At 70.7% G+C, this 22,212-nt stretch carries 21 protein-coding genes; 16 read left to right on the forward strand and 5 right to left on the reverse strand.

Annotated elements, in window-relative coordinates; all coding sequences use genetic code 11:
• The 3 genes from ABD663_RS10905 to ABD663_RS10915 form a co-directional block, all read left to right on the forward strand.
• Positions 1–1,048 (forward strand): alpha-amylase family protein (locus ABD663_RS10905; protein WP_486341543.1); only part of this gene is annotated, 1,048 nt, incomplete at its 5' end.
• Positions 1,045–2,325: a sulfatase family protein gene (locus ABD663_RS10910; RefSeq protein ID WP_344738401.1), complete on the forward strand. Its 1,281-nt coding sequence runs from the start codon at positions 1,045–1,047 to the stop codon at positions 2,323–2,325. The genes ABD663_RS10905 and ABD663_RS10910, both read left to right, overlap by 4 nt.
• Complete coding sequence (locus ABD663_RS10915) at positions 2,322–3,911, forward strand: glycoside hydrolase family 13 protein (protein ID WP_344738403.1); 1,590 nt, start codon at positions 2,322–2,324, stop codon at positions 3,909–3,911. The genes ABD663_RS10910 and ABD663_RS10915 overlap by 4 nt, the downstream gene beginning before the upstream one ends.
• A 225-nt stretch (positions 3,912–4,136) precedes the next feature.
• On the opposite strand, the gene ABD663_RS10920 is transcribed toward ABD663_RS10915, so the two are convergent.
• Positions 4,137–5,132: a DMT family transporter gene (locus ABD663_RS10920; protein ID WP_344738405.1), complete on the reverse strand. Its 996-nt coding sequence runs from the start codon at positions 5,130–5,132 to the stop codon at positions 4,137–4,139.
• 39 nt (positions 5,133–5,171) lie between these two features.
• On the opposite strand from ABD663_RS10920, the gene ABD663_RS10925 reads away from it, so the two are divergent.
• From ABD663_RS10925 to ABD663_RS10945, 5 genes are all read left to right on the forward strand, one after another.
• Positions 5,172–5,684 (forward strand): MarR family winged helix-turn-helix transcriptional regulator, encoded by a 513-nt coding sequence (locus ABD663_RS10925; RefSeq protein ID WP_344738408.1) that lies wholly within the window; start codon positions 5,172–5,174, stop codon positions 5,682–5,684.
• Between the two features lie 24 nt (positions 5,685–5,708).
• Positions 5,709–5,936, forward strand: coding sequence for a hypothetical protein (locus ABD663_RS10930; protein ID WP_344738410.1), 228 nt, complete (start codon positions 5,709–5,711; stop codon positions 5,934–5,936).
• Positions 5,933–6,361: a TA system VapC family ribonuclease toxin gene (locus tag ABD663_RS10935; RefSeq protein WP_344738412.1), complete on the forward strand. Its 429-nt coding sequence runs from the start codon at positions 5,933–5,935 to the stop codon at positions 6,359–6,361. Before ABD663_RS10930 ends, ABD663_RS10935 begins: the two co-directional genes overlap by 4 nt.
• Before the next feature lie 96 nt (positions 6,362–6,457).
• Positions 6,458–7,225, forward strand: a complete 768-nt coding sequence (locus ABD663_RS10940; RefSeq protein ID WP_344738415.1) for an acyl-CoA synthetase — start codon at positions 6,458–6,460, stop codon at positions 7,223–7,225.
• The gene (locus ABD663_RS10945) at positions 7,222–7,554 is read left to right on the forward strand and encodes an amino acid transporter (RefSeq protein WP_344738417.1); all 333 of its coding nucleotides are present in this window, start codon (positions 7,222–7,224) and stop codon (positions 7,552–7,554) included. The genes ABD663_RS10940 and ABD663_RS10945 overlap by 4 nt, the downstream gene beginning before the upstream one ends.
• Before the next feature lie 107 nt (positions 7,555–7,661).
• On the opposite strand, the gene purB is transcribed toward ABD663_RS10945, so the two are convergent.
• Both purB and ABD663_RS10955 read right to left on the reverse strand, forming a co-directional pair.
• Positions 7,662–9,041, reverse strand: coding sequence for an adenylosuccinate lyase (gene purB, locus ABD663_RS10950; protein WP_344738419.1), 1,380 nt, complete (start codon positions 9,039–9,041; stop codon positions 7,662–7,664).
• Between the two features lie 10 nt (positions 9,042–9,051).
• On the reverse strand, positions 9,052–9,558 hold the full coding sequence (locus ABD663_RS10955) for a low molecular weight protein-tyrosine-phosphatase (RefSeq protein ID WP_344738421.1): 507 nt from the start codon (positions 9,556–9,558) through the stop codon (positions 9,052–9,054).
• Positions 9,559–9,719: 161 nt separating this feature from the next.
• On the opposite strand from ABD663_RS10955, the gene ABD663_RS10960 reads away from it, so the two are divergent.
• The 3 genes from ABD663_RS10960 to ABD663_RS10970 all read left to right on the forward strand — a co-directional run bounded on the left by ABD663_RS10960 (position 9,720) and on the right by ABD663_RS10970 (position 14,777).
• Positions 9,720–13,007: an ExeM/NucH family extracellular endonuclease gene (locus tag ABD663_RS10960; RefSeq protein WP_344738423.1), complete on the forward strand. Its 3,288-nt coding sequence runs from the start codon at positions 9,720–9,722 to the stop codon at positions 13,005–13,007.
• 118 nt (positions 13,008–13,125) lie between these two features.
• Entirely contained in the window at positions 13,126–13,401 is a 276-nt protein-coding gene (locus ABD663_RS10965; RefSeq protein WP_344738425.1) for a hypothetical protein, read from the forward strand.
• Positions 13,383–14,777 (forward strand): alpha/beta hydrolase family protein, encoded by a 1,395-nt coding sequence (locus tag ABD663_RS10970; protein WP_344738427.1) that lies wholly within the window; start codon positions 13,383–13,385, stop codon positions 14,775–14,777. Before ABD663_RS10965 ends, ABD663_RS10970 begins: the two co-directional genes overlap by 19 nt.
• Here ABD663_RS10970 and ABD663_RS10975 read toward each other — a convergent pair.
• Positions 14,734–15,123 (reverse strand): phage holin family protein, encoded by a 390-nt coding sequence (locus ABD663_RS10975; RefSeq protein ID WP_344738429.1) that lies wholly within the window; start codon positions 15,121–15,123, stop codon positions 14,734–14,736. The two genes, ABD663_RS10970 and ABD663_RS10975, sit on opposite strands and share 44 nt — an antisense overlap.
• A gap of 47 nt (positions 15,124–15,170) precedes the next feature.
• Here ABD663_RS10975 and hisC point away from each other — a divergent pair, with 47 nt between their 5' ends.
• From hisC to ABD663_RS11000, 5 genes are all read left to right on the forward strand, one after another.
• Entirely contained in the window at positions 15,171–16,265 is a 1,095-nt protein-coding gene (gene hisC, locus ABD663_RS10980) for a histidinol-phosphate transaminase (protein ID WP_344738431.1), read from the forward strand.
• A gap of 43 nt (positions 16,266–16,308) precedes the next feature.
• Complete coding sequence (locus ABD663_RS10985) at positions 16,309–17,409, forward strand: thiamine pyrophosphate-dependent dehydrogenase E1 component subunit alpha (protein ID WP_344740213.1); 1,101 nt, start codon at positions 16,309–16,311, stop codon at positions 17,407–17,409.
• On the forward strand, positions 17,406–18,380 hold the full coding sequence (locus ABD663_RS10990; RefSeq protein WP_344738433.1) for an alpha-ketoacid dehydrogenase subunit beta: 975 nt from the start codon (positions 17,406–17,408) through the stop codon (positions 18,378–18,380). The genes ABD663_RS10985 and ABD663_RS10990 overlap by 4 nt, the downstream gene beginning before the upstream one ends.
• Positions 18,381–18,396: 16 nt before the next feature.
• Positions 18,397–19,749 (forward strand): dihydrolipoamide acetyltransferase family protein, encoded by a 1,353-nt coding sequence (locus tag ABD663_RS10995; protein ID WP_344738435.1) that lies wholly within the window; start codon positions 18,397–18,399, stop codon positions 19,747–19,749.
• A 200-nt stretch (positions 19,750–19,949) separates the two neighbouring features.
• On the forward strand, positions 19,950–21,542 hold the full coding sequence (locus ABD663_RS11000; RefSeq protein WP_344738437.1) for a vWA domain-containing protein: 1,593 nt from the start codon (positions 19,950–19,952) through the stop codon (positions 21,540–21,542).
• Here ABD663_RS11000 and ABD663_RS11005 read toward each other — a convergent pair.
• A complete protein-coding gene (locus ABD663_RS11005) occupies positions 21,530–22,201 on the reverse strand; it encodes a DUF2238 domain-containing protein (RefSeq protein ID WP_344738439.1) in 672 nt (223 codons plus the stop codon). The genes ABD663_RS11000 and ABD663_RS11005 overlap by 13 nt on opposite strands.
• Positions 22,202–22,212: the final 11 nt, after the last annotated feature.

Below are 22,212 nucleotides of genomic sequence, written 5' to 3' on the forward strand. Positions count from 1 at the left end.
CGTGCACCTCGCCGAAGGTGCCCGCGCCCTGCTGGTGCAGGACGAGCCGGAGGACGCGGCGTGGGATCACTACCACGCGGCTCTCGCGCTCGCCCGTCGACCGGAGCCCCGCTGGGCGACCGCCGTCGAATACTGCACGTGGGTCGAGCAGAAGGCGCAGGCCGACGGGCGCTCGCCGCATCAGGTCTTCGACGAGGACATGGTCTACCGCTTCATCGACCGCATCGCCGATGCGGAGCTTCCGCCCGGCAAGCTCACGCTCGACGCGGGGTGGCATCCGCTGTCCGGGCCCGGCAGCGCCGGAGACTGGGAGCCGGACCCCCGCCGTTTCCCCGACCTCGAACGGGTGGTGCGGCGCATCGTCGAGGCCGGGCATGTGCCGGGGATCTGGCTCGCCCCCGCCCACGCGGATGCGCGCTCGGTCTACGGGCAGACGGTCGCGCTCCGCGAGCCGTGGGTGACCGAGCCCGGCGATGCCGAGAACCCCGACGACATGCGGGACTGGTATTACATCGACCGAGACGACGCGCACATGCGCCGGGTCCTCACGCGCCTCGCCGACCACGGCATCCGCAAAGTGAAGCTCGATCTGACGTATGGACCGCGTCACCGGATGCTGGACGTGCTCGCCGGTGTTCGCGCCGCGGCGGACGACATCCCCGGTGACTTCGAGCTCGAGCATCACGTCCCCGACCCGTTCGCGGCGACGCTGGCAGACGTCGTCCGCACGAACGACGTGCTCATCAGCCCCGGTCTGCCGTGGCGCGAGCTCACCCTCGCCAACTGGCGGGTGAGCGCGACCGGTGCGCCCCATCGCCCGCTCAACCTCGATCACGTCGGGGGCAACGATCCTCACGTGCGCGAGGCCGACTTCCTCGAGCACTGGCACCTGTACCGCGATCGGATGGGCGAGTTCCGATCGGGAGCCCATCCCGTGATCAGCCTGCTGCCCGACCGGTTCGGTCCGGGCACGATCTCCGAGGTCCGGGAGGGCCTCTGGCACCACGAGCGCACGCGCAACAGCGCTCAGAAGGAGGACGACGCGTGACCGATCGCGAACGACCCAACATCATCCTCATCCACTGGCACGACCTCGGCCGCCACCTCGGTGCCTACGGCCTCGAGTGGGTCGACAGCCCGAACGTGGATGCGCTCGCCGCCGACGGCGTGCGCTTCGACGAAGCGCACTGTGCGGCCCCGCTGTGCTCCCCTGCGCGGGGTGCCATGATGACCGGTCGCTACCCGCACGCCAACGGGCTCATGGGCCTTGCGCATCTGGGATGGTCGTATCGCGCGGGCGAGCGTACGCTCGCATCCCGCCTCGGCGAGGAGGGGTATCGGACGGCGCTGATCGGCCACCAGCACGAGTCGGACGATCCACGCACGCTCGGCTACGACGAGGTGCAGGACGCCCGCCGTCCGGGTGAGCAGCACTACTGCGACGTCGTCACCGATCGCGCGGTGAGCTGGCTCGAGAACGCCCACCGCCACCGCACGCCGTTCTTCGCGAGCATCGGCTTCTTCGAGGTGCACCGTCCCTACCCGGGCGAGCTGTACCCGCCCGACGACCCCCACACGGTGGATGTCCCGGCGTGGCTCCCCGACAACGAGCACGTCCGCGCCGATCTCGCGGGCCTGCAGTCGGCCATCCGCATCGCCGACCGCGCCGTCGGGCGCATCCTCGACGCGCTCGATCGCACCGGTCTGGACCGCACCACGTGGGTCATCTTCACCACCGATCACGGGTTGGCGTTCCCCGGCGCGAAGTCCACGCTGTTCGACCGGGGGACCTCCGTGGCCCTCATCCAGCGCCTGCCGCGTGCGTGGGGTGTCGAGCCGGGGGTGTGCACCGAGCTCGTGAGCCATGTGGATCTCGTCCCGACGGTGCTCGAGGTCATCGGCGCCGAGCCCGACCCGACCGTGCACGGCACCAGTCACGCCCAGTGGCTGCTCGATCGCACGCCGACCCACGCGGACGCGGTCTACACCGAGAAGACCTACCACGACGACTACGACCCGATGCGCGCCATCCGCACCGACCGCTACAAGCTCATCGTCAACTACGAGCAGCGTCCCACCCTGCTGCTGCCGAAGGACATCGAGGACAGCCCCAGTCGGGCGGGGATCGGTGAAGACCACCTTCAGCCGCGCGCGGAGGTGGAGCTGTACGACCTCGTCGAGGATCCGCTCGAGAGTGTCAACCTCGCCGCGGACCCGGCGTACGCCGAGGTGCTGCGCGATCTCAGCGAGCGCCTTCGCGCCTGGCAGGAGCGCACCGACGATCCGCTGCTTGCCGGAGCGATCGCCCAGCCGGTGAGGGCGTGACCGACCGCGAGTGGTGGCGGACCGCCGTCGTCTATCAGATCTACGTCCGCAGCTTCTCTGACTCGGACGGCGACGGCATCGGAGACCTCGAAGGCGTGCGGGCGCGCTTGGACCATCTCGCCGCACTCGGAGTCGACGCGCTCTGGTTCACCCCCTGGTATCCGTCCCCGCTGCTCGACGGCGGATACGACATCTCGGACCACCGTGCCATCGACCCGCGTCTGGGCACGCTCGGCGACGCCGAGGCGCTCATCGCGGAGGCGTCCGAGCGCGGCATCCGCACGATCATCGACGTCGTGCCCAACCATGTGAGTGAGCAGCATCCGTGGTTCCAGGAGGCCCTCGCCTCCCCACCGGGCAGCGCCGCGCGGCAGCGCTTCTGGTTCCGGAAGGGTCGGGGCCCCGGCGGGGAGCTCCCGCCCACCGAGTGGGTGTCGCAGTTCGGCGGCGAGACCTGGACGCGCGTGCCGGACGGTGAGTGGTACCTGCACCTCTTCGATGCGTCCCAGCCCGACCTGAACTGGGGGCATCCCGACGTGTGGGCGGACTTCGACCAGACGCTGAGGTTCTGGTTCGATCGCGGTGTCGCCGGGGTGCGCGTCGACTCGGCCGTGCTGCCCATGAAGGATCCGGCTCTGCCCGAGGTCGGCGACCACACGCCGGGATCGCATCCCTTCGAAGACCGCGAAGAGAACCACGAGCTCTACCGGCATTGGCGTCGGATCGCCGACGAGTACGAGGGGCGGATGCTGGTCGGCGAGGTGTGGCTGCCGACGCCCGAGCGCTCGGTGCGCTATCTGCGAGCCGACGAGATGCACACCGCGTTCAACTTCGATCTGATGACGCAGCCGTGGGACGCCTCGGCCATGCGTGCGTCGATCGACGCCACGCGTGCAGCGCACGACATCGTCGGCGCGCCGGCCACCTGGGTGCTGTCCAACCACGATGTGACGCGTCCGGTCACCCGTTACGGCCGCGAAGAGAGCGGCTTCTCTTTCACCACGAAGCGGTTCGGCGTGCCCAGCGACCCGGTGCGCGGCCGACGACGGGCCCGCGCTGCGGCGCTGCTGGTGGCTGCGCTGCCGGGCAGCCTCTACGTCTATCAGGGCGATGAACTCGGTCTCGAGGAGGTGGACCTGCCCCGCGAGGCGATCACCGATCCGATGCACTTCCGCACCGGCGGCGTGGATCCCGGTCGCGAGGGATGCCGCGTCCCCCTGCCGTGGTCGGGCGATCGTCCTCCGTACGGATTCGGTCCGGGTCGCGAGACGTGGCTGCCGCAGCCCGATGGGTGGGCGGACCGCACCGTCGAGGCGCAGCGCGCCGACCCCGGCTCGATGCTGTCGCTCTATGTCGCCGCGCTGCGGATCCGCCGACGGGAACTGGTCGCGACAGACGAGTTCCGCTGGCTGTCGACCGGGGATCGGTCGGTGCTGGCATTCAGCCGCGGACGCATCACCTGCCTCGTCAACCTCGGCGACGAGCCGGCACCGCTTCCGCCGGGCTCGGTCGTGCTCGCCTCCGGCTCGGTCGAGGACGGCGACCTCCACCCCGACGATGCGGTGTGGCTGACCACCGGCCTCTGACCAGGCACCAGCCCGAGCAGCACGCCGGCGATCACGAGCAGGATGTCGGTGATGCACCGGCCCCACCCGGCGGCGACCGCCCGTGCGGTGCGCGACCGCCTCTGAGGGCGGGTCCGTACGGGGACTCCTGTCACGAACGGCCGCCCACTCCGTCGTGCCGAACTCCTGAGTTTCCGGGGCGGCTGGTTCACATCAGCCCGGATCGTCGCGGTGGCGGCCGTTTTCTCAGGAGTTGGGCACGGGTCCCCGCGCCTTCGCGGGCGAAACTCCACGGATCCGCGCCGCAGCACCCGCGAATCGGCCGATCCGGGGCCGGGGCGCGGCGGACCCGTGGAGTTCTGCACGCCGACCGGCCGCTCGCCGACCCGCCGCCGGCGGCCGCACCAGCCCGAGCAGCACGCCGGCGATCACGAGCAGGATGCCGGTGGCCTGCGGCATCCCGAACCTCTCCCCGGCGAGCGCGACGCCCAGCAGCACCCCGGTGACGGGGTTCAGCAGGCCGACCATGCCGACGGCCGCACCGGGCAGCCGTCGCAGGCCGGTGAACCACGCGGCGTACGCGACGGCGGTCGCGATGACGATGATGTAGGCGAAACCCAGGATCGCCCCGCCGTCGAGTGCAGGTGGCGCGCCCTCGACGATCACGGCCACGGGCACCACGACCAGTGACCCGGCGACCAGCTGCCACCCCGCCATCGTCAGCGGCGGTACGTCCTTCCCCCAGCGAGCGGTGAGCACGAAGCCGAGCGACGACGCGAGCATCGCACCGATCGAGGCGACCACGCCCCAGACATCGACGCGCCCGGTCGAGGGCTCCATCATGACGACGACGCCGAGCATGCCCAGCGCCGCGCCCCCGGCGGCGACCAGTCGAGGTCGCTGCTTCAGCAGCATCCAGCTCATGAGCATGAGGGCCGCGGCCGACGTCGACATGAGAGTCGCCGCGAGGCTCGAGTCCAGCCGCTGCGCGGCGATGTAGACCAGCACGTTGAGGCCGCCGACGGTGAGCGTGCCGGTCACGAGCGACTTCCACCACCACGATCCCGTCGGCAGACGGCGCATGATGAGCAGCACCAGGATGCCCGCGGGGAGCGAACGGATCACCGCACCCCACAGCGCGGCATCCGGCGGCAGAAGGTGTCGGGTCACGAAGTACGTGCTGCCCCACGCGATCGGGGCGATCGCCGTGATGGCGATCCAGCGGAACCATTTTGCTTCCATGGAAGACAATATAGCTTCCGCGGAAGGTATTGTCGAGACATGACCGCGCACCGACCCGACCGCGTCGACCGCATCCAAGAGCAGTGGGCGTCGATCCGCCCCGACCTCGACACGAGCCCGCAGGGCGTCATCGGACGGCTGCATCGGCTGGCGCACGCGCTGACCGACGAGCTGGTGGCCGTCTACCGCGAGCACGACCTCACCGAGGCCGAGTTCGACCTGCTGGCCTCGCTGCGCCGCTCGGGTGCGGCGGGCGAACTGCCCGCGGGCGAGCTCGCGGCCCACACGATGGTGACGACGGGCGGGCTGACCAAGCGCGTCGACCGGCTCGAGGCCCGCGGCCTGGTCGAGCGCAGCACCGCCGACGAAGATGCGCGGCGCAGGATCGTGCGCCTTACGCCCGCGGGCGTCGCGGTGATCGACGCCGCGTTCACCGCGCACATGGCCAACGAGCGCCGCCTGCTCGACGACCTGGGCGCAGCGGATGCCGCCGCCCTCGAGCCGATCCTCCGCCGCTGGCTCGCGCGCTTCGAAGGCTCCGTTGACGGATGATGCGTGATGCGTGATGATTGATGCATGCGCACCACGGTCACGATCGACGACGACGTCCTCGCCGCCGCCAAGCAGTTCGCGGAGGCGCGGGGCATCACGCTCGGCGAGGCGCTCTCGCAGCTTGCGCGGGCCACTCTGACAGAGCGCCGTCGCTTCGGCACGCGCAACGGGATCGTGCTGCTGCCGGCGCCGCCGACGGCCGGGCGACCGACGATGGAGGACGTCAACGCGCTGCGGGATGACACTCCGTGACGAGCCACCTGCTCGATGTCAACGTGGTGATCGCGCTCATCGATCCGCTGCACGTGCACCACGAACGCGCACATCGCTGGTTCGCGTCACGCGGCGACGATCCGTGGCACACGTGCCCGATCGTGCAGAACGGGGTCGTGCGGGTGGTCAGCCATCCGCGCTATCCGAACAACCAGCCCGCCCCGATCGTGATGGCGAGCCTGGCGAGCCTTGCGGCGCGAGACGGCCACGTCTTCCTCGCCGATTCGGTGAGCCTGCTCGACACCTCGATCCACACCGAGCGGCTGCTGGCCAGCGCCCAGGTGACCGATACCTACCTGCTACACCTCGCCGCATCCCACGATGCGCAGCTGGCGACCTTCGACCAGCGCATGGTCACCGCCACCGTCCCGTCGGGGTCGAAGGTGATCTGTCCGGTGCCCTGACGCGCCGGCAGACGGAGCCGACGGGGTCGACGCCGCCGGGAGGATCGCCCCCAGCGCCTAGAATTGACGGGTCCCCGAACCGTCTGCAGGATCACCGTGACCACTCAGCCCGAACACCGCGCGTCCGAGAGCGTCGAACCCGCCGCCACCGCGGCGAAGGTGCCGTCGCGCACGGCACCCGCGTTCACGGTGCGCCACATCCAGCTCATGCGGGCGCTGTTCGCGGCGATCGCCGCGGTCATGATCACCTTCAGCCCCGACCACTCCGCGGCCGTGGGGCTCGCCGTGTTCAGCGGCTTCGCGATCGCGACCGCCCTCGTGCTTCTGCTGGGCTCGTGGCTGGTGTACCCGAAGGGACGCCGCTGGCCGTGGCTGCTCTCGGGCTCGGTGACCGCCGTCGCGGGGATGGCCGCGAGCATGTATCCGGTCCGCACCGTGCTCGGGTTCTTCGTGGTCATGGTGAGCTGGGCGCTCGTGGCCGGTCTCATCGAGGCGCTGTCGGGCTGGTGGATGCTGCGGCACGACGTGACGCGGGGCGAGATGCCGCGCAGCGAGGCCCGCGACGCGATCGTCGTCGGCGCCCTCGGCGTCGTGCTCGCCATCGCGCTGCTGCTCGTGCCCGCCGGCTACGCCCTGCCGTACACGGTCGCCGAGGCGGATCAGACCTTCGTCCTCACCGGGATCATCATCGGCGTCGGACTCTTCGGGGGCTATGCCGCCATCGTCGCGGTGTATCTCGGGATCGCCGGCTTCTCGCCGCGCACCGACCCCCAGGTGGATGCCGCAGACCAGTCGGATGCCGGAGCACCCGCCGGCCGCGCCGCGACCGAGCCCCCGACGACCGAACGGAAAGACCTCGCGTGACCGAGCACAAGCCCTCCCGCCGTGACCTGCTTCGCCCGGTGCAGCTGCTGGCGCTCGCCTTCGGCGCCGCCGTCTTCGCCGGCATCGTCACGCTGGTGACGATGGGGTTCTTCCAGAACCGCACGTCGGACGAGGGCACGCGGGCGATCGTCGTCGCCCTGGTGGTGGCCGGCATCACGTTCATCGCGGTCCTGGTGATCGTCGCGCTGCTGCTGCTCGCGGTCGATCCGGCTCAGATCGCCAAACCCGTCGACCGCGCGGTGCTGCTCGACCCCGAGCCCGAATCCGACAGGCCCGACGCGCCCGGGAGCGACACCCCGAAGCCCTGACCTCGACCCCCTCCGGTCGAGCGGACGAGAATGCACGCGACACGCCGTGCGTAGCGGGCATTCCTGTCCGCTCGATGACGGGGCGGGGGCCGGGGTGGACGGGCGGGTCAGGCCTCGTCCACCAGCCGGGATGCCAGACCCGTGTAGGTCGCAGGGGTCAGGGCGTGCAGACGCTGCTTGGCGGCATCCCCGATGTCGAGGCCGTCGACGAACTCGGCGAGCTCGGCTGCTCCGACGCGGCGACCGCGGGTGAGGTCCTTCAGCATCGCGTAGGGGTCGGTGATCTGCGACCGGCCGGCAGTGATCTCCGCGCGAACGACGGTCTGGATCGCCTCGGCCAGCACCTCCCAGTTGGCATCGAGGTCGGCGTCGAGCACGGGCTGCGCGAGCGCGATCTCGCCGAGGCCGCGCTGCAGGTTGTCCAGCGCCAGCAGCGAGTGGCCGAACGCGACGCCGATGTTGCGCTGGGTGGTCGAGTCGGTGAGGTCGCGCTGCAGACGCGAGGTGACGAGCGTCTGCGACAGGGTGGCGAACAGCCCGCCCGAGATCTCGAGGTTCGCCTCGGCGTTCTCGAACCGGATCGGGTTGATCTTGTGCGGCATCGTCGACGAGCCCGTCGCGCCGGCCACCGGGATCTGAGAGAAGTAGCCGAGCGAGATGTAGGTCCACACATCGGTCGCGAGGTTGTGCAGGATGCCGCCGGCATGCCGGGCGCGGTCGTAGAGCTCCACCTGCCAGTCGTGCGACTCGATCTGGGTCGTGAGTCCGTTGAAGTCGAGCCCGAGACCCTCGATGAACGCACGCGAGAGTGCGACCCAGTCGGCGTCGGGCTCGGCGGCCAGGTGCGCCGACCACGTGCCGGTCGCGCCGGAGAACTTCGCGAGGTACTCCCCGCCTGCGATCTGATCGGCCACACGGGTCAGCCGCCGGGCGAAGACGGCGAGCTCCTTGCCCATCGTCGTCGGAGTGGCCGGCTGACCGTGGGTGCGCGAGAGCATCGCGGCGTCGCGGTGGCGCGCGGCGAGGGCGTCGAGTGAGGCGATCACGCCGCGCAGCGCCGGCATCCAGACCTGCTCGACGGCGCGGCGCACGGTGAGCGCGTACGAGGCGGAGTTGATGTCTTCGCTCGTGCACGCGAAGTGGGTCAGCTCGGCGATCCCGTCGAGACCGAGCTCTGCCAGACGGTGGCGGACGAGGTACTCCACCGCCTTGACGTCGTGGCGGGTGACGGCCTCTTTCTCGGCCAGCCAGTCGATCTCGACCTGGCCGAAGTCGAGGTACAGGCTGCGCAGCCGCGCCTTGTCGGTGTCGGCGATCGGCGTGGTGCCGAACAGCGAGTGGTCGGTGAGGGCGATCAGCCACTCGACCTCGACCTCGACCCGGGCGCGGTTGAGGCCGGCCTCTGAGAGGTGGTCGGCGAGCGCACCGACGGCGGCGCGGTAACGCCCGTCGAGAGGGCTGAGCGGCTGGGGGGGAAGAGCGGTCACGGTGCTCCGATCACGTCGCGGGTCGGATCGCGGGTTCGAGTTGCCGGAAGAGCGCCCGGCTCGCGCTCTCGATCATACCGAGCACCTCGTCGAACATTCCGGGGCCGGCATAGTACGGGTCGGGAACGTCGAGGGTGCGCGCGTCGGGGTCGAACGAGAGCAGCAGGGCGAGCTTGTCGGCGTCACCGTCGGTGCGGGCCCACCCGCGGAGGATCCGCTCGTGGGTGCGGTCGAGCGAGACGATCAGGTCGCTGCGGGCGAAGTCAGCCTGCGTGAACTGCCGGGCGCGGTGGTGGGTGCCGTCGTAGCCGCGGCGCTCGAGGGCGTCGATGGTGCGATGGTCGGCGCGCTCGCCCACGTGCCAGTCGCCCGTGCCCGCGCTGGTGGATGCGACGCGGTCGCCGAGCCCCGCGGCATCCGCGGCGGCGCGGAACACCACGTCGGCCATCGGAGAGCGGCAGATGTTGCCGGTGCAGACGAACACGACCCGGAACGGGTCGGCGGCACCGCTGGTCATGCCTTCCATTGTGTAGATTCCGCCCGCCCGTGCACAGGGCGACGGGCACCCCAGATGAGGAAAAGTTCACCGGAATCTCACCCGGCGCCCTTCCGGACGTCCACTCTCGCGCTCTACCTTGGCGAAGGGGCCGGCCGGCCCCGTTCCCACGAGGAGGATCCGTGCCACGTCTATCCCCACGCGCCGCCGTCGTCGCTCTGACCGCGGCCGCGCTCGCCGTCACCGGCTTCGTCGCCCCCACGGCGGCGACCGCCGCCGAGCCCACCGAGCCGTTCATCAGCGAGTACGTCGAGGGCTCGTCGACCAACAAGGCTGTCGAGATCTACAACCCGACCGGGTCGGCGATCGACCTCGCGGCGGGCGGCTATGCGTTGCGCGTCTTCTTCAACGGCTCGATGAGCGGAACCACCTTCGCGCTCACGGGATCGATCCCCGCCGCCGGAACCTACGTCTTCGCCGACAACCTGCTCGCGGGCTACGCGAACCAGACCACCGGCGCCGGCCTGTGGAACGGCGACGACGCGGTCGCACTGGTCAAGGGCGAGACGATCCTCGACGTCATCGGCCAGATCGGTACGGACCCGGGAACCGAGTGGGGCAGCGGCCTCACCTCCACCGGGGACAACACGCTGCGCCGCAACGCCGATGTCTGCGTCGGCGACGCGGACGGGAGCGATTCCTTCGACCCGGCCGCGCAGTGGACCGGCTACGCGCAGAACACCTTCGACGGCCTCGGCTCGCACACCGCTGACTGCGGCGACGTCGAGCCCACCGATCCGACCGTCGTGATCAACGAATTCGTCGCGAACCACACCGGCACCGATACGAACGAGTACATCGAACTGCTGGCCGACGGCATCACCGATCTCTCCCCGTACGCCGTGCTCTCGGTCGAGGGTGACGCGACCGCCACGAACTCGCCCACGGGCCTCGTCGACGCCGTCTTCACCTTCGGCGCACCCGACGCCGACGGGCGCGCGTGGACCGGGTTCCGCAACAACGCCATCGAGAACGGCACCATGACGCTCCTGCTGGTGACCGGCTCCATTCCGACGACGACCACCGACCTCGACGCCGACAACGACGGTGTCATCGACGCGGGCTTCGACTTCACGGTCGTCGACGCGGTCGCGGTCTTCGACGGCGGCGCCGGCGACCTGACGTACGGAGCGCCGGTGCTCGACACCGCCTTCGGCGGCGGCTTCGCCCCCGGCGGCGCGTCGCGCATCCCCGACGGCACCGACACCGACGCGGTGGCCGACTGGACGGTCAACGACTTCGATCTCGCCGGCGTCGAGGGCTTCCCGGGCTCGCTCGTCGACGGCGAGGCCGTCAACACGCCCGGCGCCGTGAACGCCACCGAGATCGAGGTCGACCCCGGCGACGGCGAGGCGGACTGCGACACCGCGGTCGTGACCATCGGCTCGGTGCAGGGCTCGGGCGCCGCGTCGCCCGCGGCCGGCACCACTGTCCACGTCGAAGGCGTCGTCACCGGTGACTTCCAGGCCGGCGGCTTCGACGGCTACTACGTGCAGGACGGCGGCGACGGCGACCCCGCGACCTCCGACGGCATCTTCGTGTACGCGCCCGGCGGCGATGACGTCGCCGTCGGAGACGTGGTGCACGTGGTCGGCGCGGTCAGCGAGTTCAACAACCTCACCGAGATCACCGCCGACGACATCGAGGTGTGCGCGACCGGCGCCGAGCTGCCCGCGGCCACCGAGCTGATCCTGCCGGCCACCGATGAGCAGCGTGAAGCGCTCGAGGGCATGCGCGTGACACTGCCGCAGTCGCTGGCGATCCTCGAATACTTCGAGTTCGGCCGCTTCGGCACGATCGACCTCGGCATCGACCGCCAGTACCAGCCGACCGCGACCTACCTCCCGGGCACGCCCGAGGCGGCGGCCGAGGCGGCGGCGAACCTTGCTGAGCGCATCACGATCGACGACGGCCGCTCGACGCAGAACCCCGACCCGGCGATCCACCCGAACGGCACCGAGTTCGCGCTCTCGAACACGTTCCGAGGCGGCGACCTCGTCACGGCGGCGACCGGCGTGCTCGACCAGCGCTTCGGCACGTATGCGATCCAGCCGACGCAGCCGGCGCAGTTCACGGTCGCCAACCCGCGGCCGGAGGTGCCCGAGGTGGGCGGTGAGGTGACGGTGGCGAGCTTCAATGTGCTCAACTACTTCACGACCGTCGACCCGACGCCGACGAACTCCAACGACGACGACTACACCCGCGGTGCCGACACCGCCGAGGAGCTCGCTCGTCAGCAGGCGAAGATCGTCGCCGCGCTCGCCGAGATCGACGCCGACGTGTTCGGCCTGATCGAGATCGAGAACAGCGGTGTCGCCGGCTTCCCGGGCAACGACACCGGCGCACCGAACACGGCGGTCGCGACGCTGACCGACGCGTTGAACGCGGCCGTCGGGGCCGGCACGTACGCCTTCATCCCGACGGGTCCGATCGGCACGGACGCGATCGCCACGGCGCTGCTGTACAAGCCGTCGACGGTCACGCCCGTGGGCGCGTTCCAGCTGATGGACGAGTCCAAGGATCCCCGCTGGCTGGATGCCCGCAACCGTCCGGGCCTGACCCAGACGTTCGCCGACGCAGACGGGGGCACGTTCACCGTCGTCGTCAACCACCTGAAGTCGAAGGGCAGCGCGTGTCCCGGTGACGCCGACCCCGAGCAGGGCAACTGCAACGTCGTGCGCACGCAGGCCGCCCAGGCGCTCGCCGACTGGCTGGCGACCGACCCGACCGGTCAGGGGACCGTCGGTCGCGAGCTGATCATCGGCGACCTCAACGCCTACGACAAGGAAGACCCGATCCGCGCGCTCACCGCGGCCGGCTACACGGATCTGCTCTTCGAGTTCCAGGGCGAGGACGCGTACACCTACGTGTTCGATGGTCAGCTCGGCTACCTCGACCACGCGCTCGCGGGCACCGAGCTGCTCGCCGACGTGACCGGGGCCTCGCCGTGGAACATCAACGCCGACGAGGCCAACCTGATCGACTACGACATGTCGTTCAAGCTGCCCGCCCAGGACGCGCTGTTCGCCCCCGACCCGTACCGGTCGAGCGACCACGACCCGGTGATCGTGGGCTTGGCGCTCACTCCGCCCGACACGACGCCGCCGACGATCGAGGCCGAGGCCGACCCGTCGTACGTCGTGCCGCCGAACAACAAGGACCGCGACGTCGAGATCCTCATCGAGGCGATGGACGACCGCGGCGACGTGACCGTCGAGCTCACGGACGTCGAGGTCACCGGCCCGCCGCGCGCCGGCTACACGCAGACCGGTGACACCACCTTCACGGTCGTCGCGGTCAACGGAGCGGTGTACCGCTTCACGTACACCGCGACCGACGAGGCGGGCAACACCTCGACGGCGACGGCCGTCGTGGTCGTGGGTGTGAAGGGCCTGCGCTCGCTGAGCTGACACCGGCCGAACGCGCACCGCGGGCGCCGCCTCCTCCACAGGGGGCGGCGCCCGCGTCTGCGTCCACAGCAGCCGTCTTCCTGCGCTCCGGTCCGCTCGCAGACGCCACGATGGCGGGATGCTGCGCGACACCTTCTGCGGCCCCGTCGACTCCGATCTCGCGGCCGCGGCCGCCCACCTCGCCCACGCCTCGGCGCACCTCGACGAACTCGCGTTCGTCGCGCGGGCGCTGCCGGCCACGACCGACTGGGACTCGGGGGCGGCCCGGGAGTTCCACACGCGTGCCGTGGAATGGATGGGGCGGGTCACATCGCTGCGCTGTCTCGCCGAGACGGCGCGGATCGACACGGAGCGCGCGCGCGACGCCTCGCGCTGGTGGGCGGACTGCGTGTGACCGGCGACGACCTCGAGATCCGCGGCGGCGGTGCGGTGGCCGTCGACACCGCGACGCTGCACGCCACGGCCGCTCGGTTCATGGCCGTCAGTGCCGAACTCGACGAGGTGTGGCGCACCGTGGGCACGGCGCAGATCGCCCTGATGACCCAACGCGTCGACAGCGGGAGCGCCCTGTCGGCGACCGCTCTGCTGGGGCGCGACCTGCGCGGTGCGATCGACGAGGCATCCGCCATCGCCGAGGCTCTGCGCGCCGCGGCGGCCGTCTACGAACTCGTCGAGTTGCGCGCCGAGCGCGATGCGGCGTTCCAGGCAGGAGACGTCGCCGCGCTCGCCCGGATCGACGCCCGCATCGGCGACCTGCGCGGCGACCACCCCGACGCGTTCGACGCGGCGAGGATGCTCGAGGTCGAGCGCGCCGTGATGTGGCCGTCCGAGTTGGTGCGGCAGGCGACCGAGACCGGCTTCGTGCTGGGCGAGGAGGCGGGGGTCCGCGGCGCGGTGATCGCCGGCGCCGTGAGCGGCTTCGGCACGATCGTGTTCGGCGCGGCGGCGGGCCTGTCACGGCGGGGCCTCGTCGCGCGCGACGCGCGCCTGACCGGTGTCGGCACCGCGCCCGCGACGCTCGTGCCGGTGACACCGAAGTCCGCCACGGCGGCGCCCGCGACCCTCGCCGCCGTCGTCGAGCGGATGCCCGGCGGCACGCCGTCGCGCGTGAGGGTCGAGCGCTACACGATGCCCGACGGCTCGAGGCAGTTCCTGCTGTACGTCTCGGGCACCAAGTCGGTCGGCGTCGGAGGGGCCGAGGCATGGGATGCGCAGTCGAACATCGAGCTCTACACCGGATCGTCGTCGGCCTCGTACGAGGCAACGCTCGCAGCGCTGAGGGCCGCGGGCGCGGAGCCGGGCGACGCCGTGCACGCGTTCGGCCACTCGCAGGGCGCGATGATCGCGTCGCATCTCGCCGTCGCCGGCGACTACGACACCCGCACGCTCGTCACTTTCGGCTCACCCGTCGAGGCCGATGTGGGACCCGGCACGGTGAGCGTCGGCATCCGTCACACCGACGACGCTGTCGCCGGCCTCGCGGGCGGCGGGCACATGGGCTCGGTCGGTGCGCCGGGCAGCTTCGTCGTCGAGCGGGTGAGCGACCCGGCCACGGGTGTGCACGACGTCGCGCTCGGAGCGCACCTGCTGCCCGCATACGCCGAGACGGCGGCGCTCGTCGACGCATCGAGCGATCCGCGCGTCGACGGGATCCGCGAGGTGCTCGCGGGGCTCGCCGAGGCGGACGACCTCGCCGTTTTCGAGTTCGGCGCGGTCCGCGGTGAGGTCAGTCCTTCTTCGGGCGCAGGATCAACCCGGCGAGCCAGTTGATCAGCGAGATGATGATGGCGGCGACCAGACCCCACCAGAAGTCCTCGACGCGCAGGCCCCAGTCCCAGAAACCGGTGATCCAGGCCGTCAGCCACAGCAGGAACGCGTTGATCACGAGTCCGATGAGCCCGAGGGTGAGGATGTAGAGCGGGAACGCGAGCACCTTGATGACGGTGCCGATGATGGTGTTCACCAGCGCGAAGATCGCCGCGACGAGCAGCAGCGTGAGGACGAGCTGCAGCGTCTCGCCCGGCGGGAAGGGGATCACCGACACCATCAGCGCCGGGATGAGGGTCACGATCCAGATGGCGAACGCATTGACGACGATGCGGATGAGAAAGCCCATAGCCGCACAGTCTGCCACGCCGGTACGGCGCCTCCTACACTCGGAGGGTGACAGACATCCCCGTGCGCGTCCGCCCCGAGATCGCCGCCCTCCCCCCGTATAAACAGGGCAAGCAGGCGGGCGCCGACGCCTTCAAGCTCTCCAGCAACGAGAATCCGTTCGACCCGCTGCCCGGCGTGAGCGAGGCCGTGGCGGCGGCATCCGCCTTCAACCGCTACCCCGACGCGACCGCGGGGCTGCTGCGCGCACGTCTCGCCGAGCGCTTCGGCGTCGGCGACGACGAGGTGCACGTCGGGGCGGGGAGCGTGTCGATCCTCGCGCAGCTCGTGCTGGCGACGTGCACCCCCGGCGACGAGGTGATCTTCGCGTGGCGCTCGTTCGAGGCCTACCCCTGGCTCGCCGTGCTGGCCGGCGCGAACCCGGTGATGGTGCCGCTTGCAGAAGGCGCCCGCCACGACCTCGACGCGATGGCCGACGCGATCACCGACCGCACACGCGTGGTCATCGTGTGCACACCCAACAACCCCACCGGACCCATCGTCACGCAGGCGGAGTTCGACGCGTTCCTCGCCCGCGTGCCGGACGACCTGCTGGTCGTGCTCGACGAGGCGTACGCCGAGTTCGTCACCGACCCCGACGCCGTCGACGGCGTGCGCCACTTCGCCCAGCCCAACGTCGTCGTGCTGCGCACCTTCTCCAAGGCATTCGGACTCGCAGGGCTGCGCGTCGGCTACGCGATCGGTCATCCGCGTGTGCTCGACGCGGCGCGCAGCACCACCATCCCGCTGTCGGTCACCGCTCATGCCGAGACGGCCGCGCTGGCGAGCCTCGACCACGAGGACGAGCTCATCGAGCGGGTCCGCATCGTCGGCGAGCGCCGCGACCGGCTGGCCGCAGGGCTGCGAGACCTCGGCTGGGACATTCCGCAGGCTCAGGGCAACTTCGTCTGGCTCGCCACCGGCGAGCAGACGACCGACGTCGCCGAGGCGTTCGACACCGGGGGTCTCATCGTGCGTGCGTTCGCGGGTGACGGCATCCGGATCTCGGTCGGCGAAGAGGAATCTGTCGAGAAGGTCCTAGGGATCGCGGCATCCGTTGTGAAGGACCTCCCAGAAGGCCATCCGGCGCGGCGGCTAGCGTAGAACGGTGACCTCGCCCTCGAACGACGACGGCCGCCTCGTGCGGATGCTGGCCGCGGACGGGTCCTTCGCCCCGACGCCGGCCGCCGAGCCCTATCTGGCACTCGTCGACGCGCTCGACGACGGCGAACTCGAGCAGTTCTACCGCGACATGGTCGTGATCCGGGCCTTCGACCGCCAGGCCACGAACCTGCAGCGCCAGGGCCAGCTGGCGCTGTGGCCGCCCAGTCTCGGGCAGGAAGCGGCGCAGGTCGGCTCGGTCCGCGCCGCTCGGGCGCAGGACCATGTCTTCCCGTCTTATCGCGAGCACGTCGTGGCCAAGGTGCGCGGGGTCGACCCCGTCGACATCATCCGTCTCATGCGCGGTCTCACCCATGGCGGCTGGAATCCCTTCGACCCCAAGAACGGCAATACGCACCTCTACACGCTGGTGCTCGGCGCGCAGACCCTGCATTCCACCGGGTTGGCCATGGGGCTCGCGTTCGACGGCCGATGCGGCAGCGGCGACCCCGACAGCGACGAGGCCGTCATCGTCTACTACGGTGACGGGGCGTCGAGCCAGGGAGACGTGCACGAGGCGATGGTGTTCGCCGCCAGCTATCGCACGCCTCAGGTCTTCTTCCTGCAGAACAACCAGTGGGCGATCTCGGTGCCCGTCTCCACCCAGTCGCGTTCGCCGCTCTACCGGCGCGGCGACGGGTACGGGATGCCGTCGATCCCCGTCGACGGCAACGATGTGCTCGCCAGCTGGGCCGTCACGCGCGCCGCGCTAGACGAGGCGCGTGCGGGCGACGGACCCCGGGCGATCGAGGCGATGACCTACCGACTCGGCGCCCACACCACCAGCGACGACCCCACCAAGTACCGCACCTCCGACGAGGAGCAGTCGTGGATCGAGCGCGACCCGATCGTGCGGATGCGGGCGTTCCTGACCACGCGTGGAGCCTCCGACGCCTTCTTCGCAGACGTCGAGGCCGAGGCGCAGGCGACCGCCGACGACACCCGCGAGCGCACCGTCGCGCTCGGATCGATCCCCGCCGAGATGATGTTCGACAGCGTCTACTCGGAGGAGCATCCGCTCGTCGACGCGCAGCGGCGGTGGCGCGCCGAGTACGAGGCATCCTTCGACGAGGGGGCGGGCGCATGACCGAGCTTCCCCTCAGCAAGGCGCTGAACGCGGGCCTGCGGGCGGCGCTGGCCGACTCCGATCGGGTGCTGCTCATGGGCGAGGACATCGGCCGCCTCGGCGGCGTCTTCCGCGTCACCGAGGGTCTTCAGGCCGAGTTCGGTGATCGGCGCGTGCTCGACACCCCGCTGGCCGAATCGGGCATCGTCGGCACCGCGATCGGCCTCGCCATGGCCGGATTCCGCCCGGTGTGCGAGATCCAGTTCGACGGGTTCGTGTTCCCCGCATTCGACCAGATCACCACCCAGCTCGCGAAGATGACCTACCGCCACGAGGGCGCGCTGAAGCTGCCCGTGGTGATCCGCATCCCGTACGGCGGCCACATCGGAGCGGTCGAGCACCACCAGGAGAGCCCCGAGGCGTACTTCACCCATACGCCCGGGCTGCGGGTCGTGAGCCCGTCGACCCCGAACGACGGGTACTGGATGATCCAGGACGCGATCGCCTCGGACGATCCGGTCATCTTCCTCGAGCCTAAGAGCAAGTACTGGCAGAAGGGCGAGGTCGACACCGAGTCGCGGGGCGCCGCGCTTCACGCCAGCCGCATCGTGCGCCGCGGCACCGACGTGACCCTCGTCGGGCACGGCGCCATGGTGACGACGCTGCTGCAGGCGGCCGCGCTCGCCGAGTCGGAGGGCACCAGCTGCGAGGTCGTCGACCTACGGTCGCTGTCTCCGGTCGACTACGGGCCGATCCTCGACTCGGTGCGGCGGACGGGGCGCATGGTCTATGCGCAGGAGGCTCCGGCGTTCACATCGCTCGGCTCCGAGGTAGCGGCCACCGTGATGGAGCGCGCCTTCTACGCCCTCGAGGCGCCGGTGCTGCGGGTGTCGGGCTACGACACCCCGTTCCCGCCTGCGAAGCTCGAGGGCGCGTACCTGCCCGACCCCGACCGCATCCTCGAGGCCGTCGACCGCACACTCGCCTACTGATCGCAAGGAGCACCGGATGAGCACTCAGACCTTCCTCCTCCCCGACGTGGGCGAGGGTCTCACCGAGGCCGAGATCGTGACGTGGCGCGTCGGCCCCGGCGACGCGGTCGTCGTCAACGACGTCATCGTCGAGATCGAGACCGCCAAATCGCTGGTCGAGCTGCCGTCGCCGTTCACCGGGACCGTCGGCGAGCTGCTCGCCGCCGAGGGCGACACGGTCGCCGTGGGTGCGCCGATCATCACGATCACGGATGCCTCGGCCGCAGAGACCACGATCGGCCGCACCGAGCACGGCGCTCCGCCCGAGACGCCCGCCGAGGGCGACGGTGCGGTGCTGGTCGGCTACGGCACGGGCGGTCAGGTCACTTCGCGCCGCCGCAAGCCCGCCGTCGCGCCCGACGAGCGCGTCGCGGCATCCGTCGGCGTCGTCGCCAAGCCCCCCATCCGCAAGCTCGCGCGCGACCTGGGCGTCGATCTGTTGACGGTCACTCCGAGCGGACCGGCCGGCGAGGTCACCCGCGAGGACGTCATGGGCCACGCGTCGCAGGCGAGCGTCTTCCGCAACATCCAGACGCCCGAGTGGGGCGAGGTGCGCGAGGAGTCGATCCCGGTCGCCGGGGTCGCGGCATCGACGGCGGACTCCGCCCCTGCTGCTGCGGCCGATGCGCACCGGGAAGAGACGATCGCGGTCAAGGGCGTGCGCAAGGCCACCTCGAGCGCGATGGTGCAGTCCGCGTACTCGGCGCCGCACGTCACGGTGTGGACCGACGTCGACGCGACGCGCACCATGGAACTCGTCAAGCGGCTGAAGGCCTCTGCGGATTTCGCCGACATCCGGGTCTCGCCGTTGCTCATCATGGCGCGTGCGGTCATCTGGGCGACACGGCGCACACCGATGGTCAACGCTGCGTGGGTCGATGGGCCCGACGGCGCCGAGATCCGGATGCGTCGGTACGTGAACCTCGGTATCGCCGCCGCCACCCCGCGCGGTCTGCTCGTGCCCAACATCAAGGATGCGCAGGATCTCTCGATGCGCGACCTCGCACGTGCGCTCGAGAGGCTGACCCACACGGCGCGGGAGGGGAAGACGACCCCCGCCGACCAGCAGAACGGCACCATCACGATCACCAACATCGGCGTCTTCGGAATGGACGCGGGTACTCCGATCATCAACCCCGGCGAGGCCGGGATCGTCGCGATGGGCACCATCCGTCAGAAGCCGTGGGTCGTCGACGGCGAGGTTCGTCCGCGGTTCGTGACGACGGTGTCGGGCTCGTTCGACCACCGCGTGATCGACGGCGACGGCATGTCCCGGTTCATCGCCGACGTCGCCTCGATCCTCGAGGAGCCCGCGCTCCTGCTCGACTGACGCGGTTCGACTCCGCGCAGGGGCCTCGCCTACACTCCACCGTGGAGTTCCCTGCTCCTTCGATGTCGCATCCCCCCGTCCGCAGACCATCGGAGTCGTCAATGGCGCGCGCTCAGTCCGATCCCACCCCGACCGGGGCCGCCCCGACCCGTTCAGCGGCCCGGGCGGCGAATCGGAGGGGCCCCTCGCGCATCCTCCTCGTGCTGGTGATCCTGCTCGCCGTCGCACTGGTCGCGGTGGCCGGTGTCGTCGCCGTCAAGGTCATCGGGGCGGGGGAGTCCGCCGCGGCACCGGGCGACGGGTGTCTTGTGGCCGACGTGAGGGTCGTCGCCGACCCCGCCGTCGCCGGCGCACTGGAGGCCGTCGCCGACGACCTAGGCGACTCAGACGCCGGATGCGCGCAGGCGACGATCACCGTGGAGGAGAGCGCGCAGACGGCCGCGGCGCTCGCGGGCGGGACGCACCCCGAATTCGACGTCTGGGTGCCCGACTCGGCGATGTGGCCGGCGTGGGCGTCGAGCCAGGCCGAGCTCGAGGGAGAGGAGGCGCCGATCGTCGTCGGCGACACGGTCGCCACCACGCCGGTCGTGTTCGCCGCCACCGAAGAGACGGCGGCCGCCCTCGAAGAGCAGCAGGCCGGCTTCTCGAGCTTCGCCGCTGCGCCGGTCGCGGCGGTGCTGCCCGATCCGACGACGGTGGCGTCCAGCTCGGCGGCCCTTCTGGCGCTGCAGACCGCTCTCGCCGGCGATGCCCGCACGTTCACCGGCATCGTGCTGGGTCTGGCGACCGGCGTCGTGCCCACCGCCGACGATGCGCTCGCGGCCGCATCGGCCGCACCGTCGCCGACCGTCGCCGTGACGACCGAACAGGCCGTGCACGCGTTCGACGCGGCAGAGTCCGCCGACCTGGTCGCGGTGTATCCGGCCGATGTGAACGCCGCCGTGAGCGTGCCGTTCGTGACCGCCGGCAGCGCCTCGGATGAGACACTCGCCGCCGTCGCGACGCTCTCGGCCGCCGTCGCCGACGCCGAGGACGTGCTCGCCGAGTTCGGATTCCGCACGGCCGAAGGCGCACCGGCGGAGTCGTCGGCATCCGACACGGCGGATGCCGCATCCGATCCGGTCGACAGCGTCAACCAGGCCGAGGCGCTGCGTACCTGGCAGGTGCTCACGGCGCCCTCGCGGATGCTCTCGCTCAACGATGTCTCCGGATCGATGGACGAGCCCGCCACCGCCGACCTGAGTCGCATCGATCTGTTCGAGCAGGCTGCCGTGCGCGCCATCAATTCGCTGTCGAGCGACTCGTCGATCGCTTCGTGGGTGTTCTCGAGCCGACGCATCGGCGGACAGGACTGGCAGGAGGTCGTGCCGATGGGGCCGCTGAGCGACCCCGCCCACAAGCAGGCCATGATCGACGCGGCCAACGGGCTCGACGGTCTCGTCGGCGGCGGCACCGGACTGTACGACAGCGTGCTCGCCGCTGTGAGCTACATGCGCGAGACGTACGTCCCCGGCCAGGTGAATCTCGTGCTGCTGAACACCGACGGCTTCAATGAGGATGACGACGGTCTCGATCTGTCGGCACTGCTCGCCGAGCTTGAGAAGCTGCATGACCCCGCCAATCCCGTCGCGGTCATCGCGATCGGATACGGTCCCGACACGGACCAGTCGGCGCTCGAGCAGATCGCGGCCGCCACCGACGGTGCCGCCTACCAGGCGCTCGAGCCCACCGACATCACAACGGTGCTCGTGGATGCCGTGACCCAGCGCGGCTGCCGCCCCTACTGCGGCTGAACCCGGACGTCCGCGCGCACGAGCAGGGAGTGCGGCGCGAGTGTGCGCGGACGCCGGAACAGGATCAGCAGGCTGATCGCGAGAAGTCCGCCGAGGGTGCCGGCGACGATGTCGAGCATGGTGTCCTCGAGCCCGTTCTGCGAGGTCGTCGCAAGGAGGGCATCACTGGCGAACTCGCAGATCTCCCACGCGGCGGCGAACGCCATGGGAGTCAGCTGGATCACCGTGAGGCCGAACCAGACCGGCAGGGCGACTCCGAGGTGCTCCTCGACGCGCCGCACGCCGAGCATGCCGAGCCAGGCGAGCATCACGCCCGAGTCGAAGTGCACCAGAGTGTCCCAGTCGGGGATCCACCCGTAGACGTGCAGCGCCGAGCCCATGAAGGGCCCGGCCACGATGAACAGGATGTAGTGCACCTGGAGGGGCCGCGGCAGTGAGGTGCGCGCGATGACCTCCAGCAGTGCCGGCGCCCACAGGGCCGGCACGAGCAGCAACGCGAGCGCGAGCTGAGCGGGGTAGCCGATCGCGAGCAGCACGGCCGCGGAGACGATCATCGCCGCCTGGAACGGCAAAGCGAGCAGGAGGGAGCGCCGCAGGAAGGCAGAGCGGGGCGGTCGGGCGGATGCCGCGCCCGCGTCCGGTCGCGAGGGTGTCGCCATGGGCCGATCCT

This window comes from Microbacterium awajiense (genome assembly GCF_039536545.1).
Lineage (GTDB): Bacteria > Actinomycetota > Actinomycetes > Actinomycetales > Microbacteriaceae > Microbacterium > Microbacterium awajiense.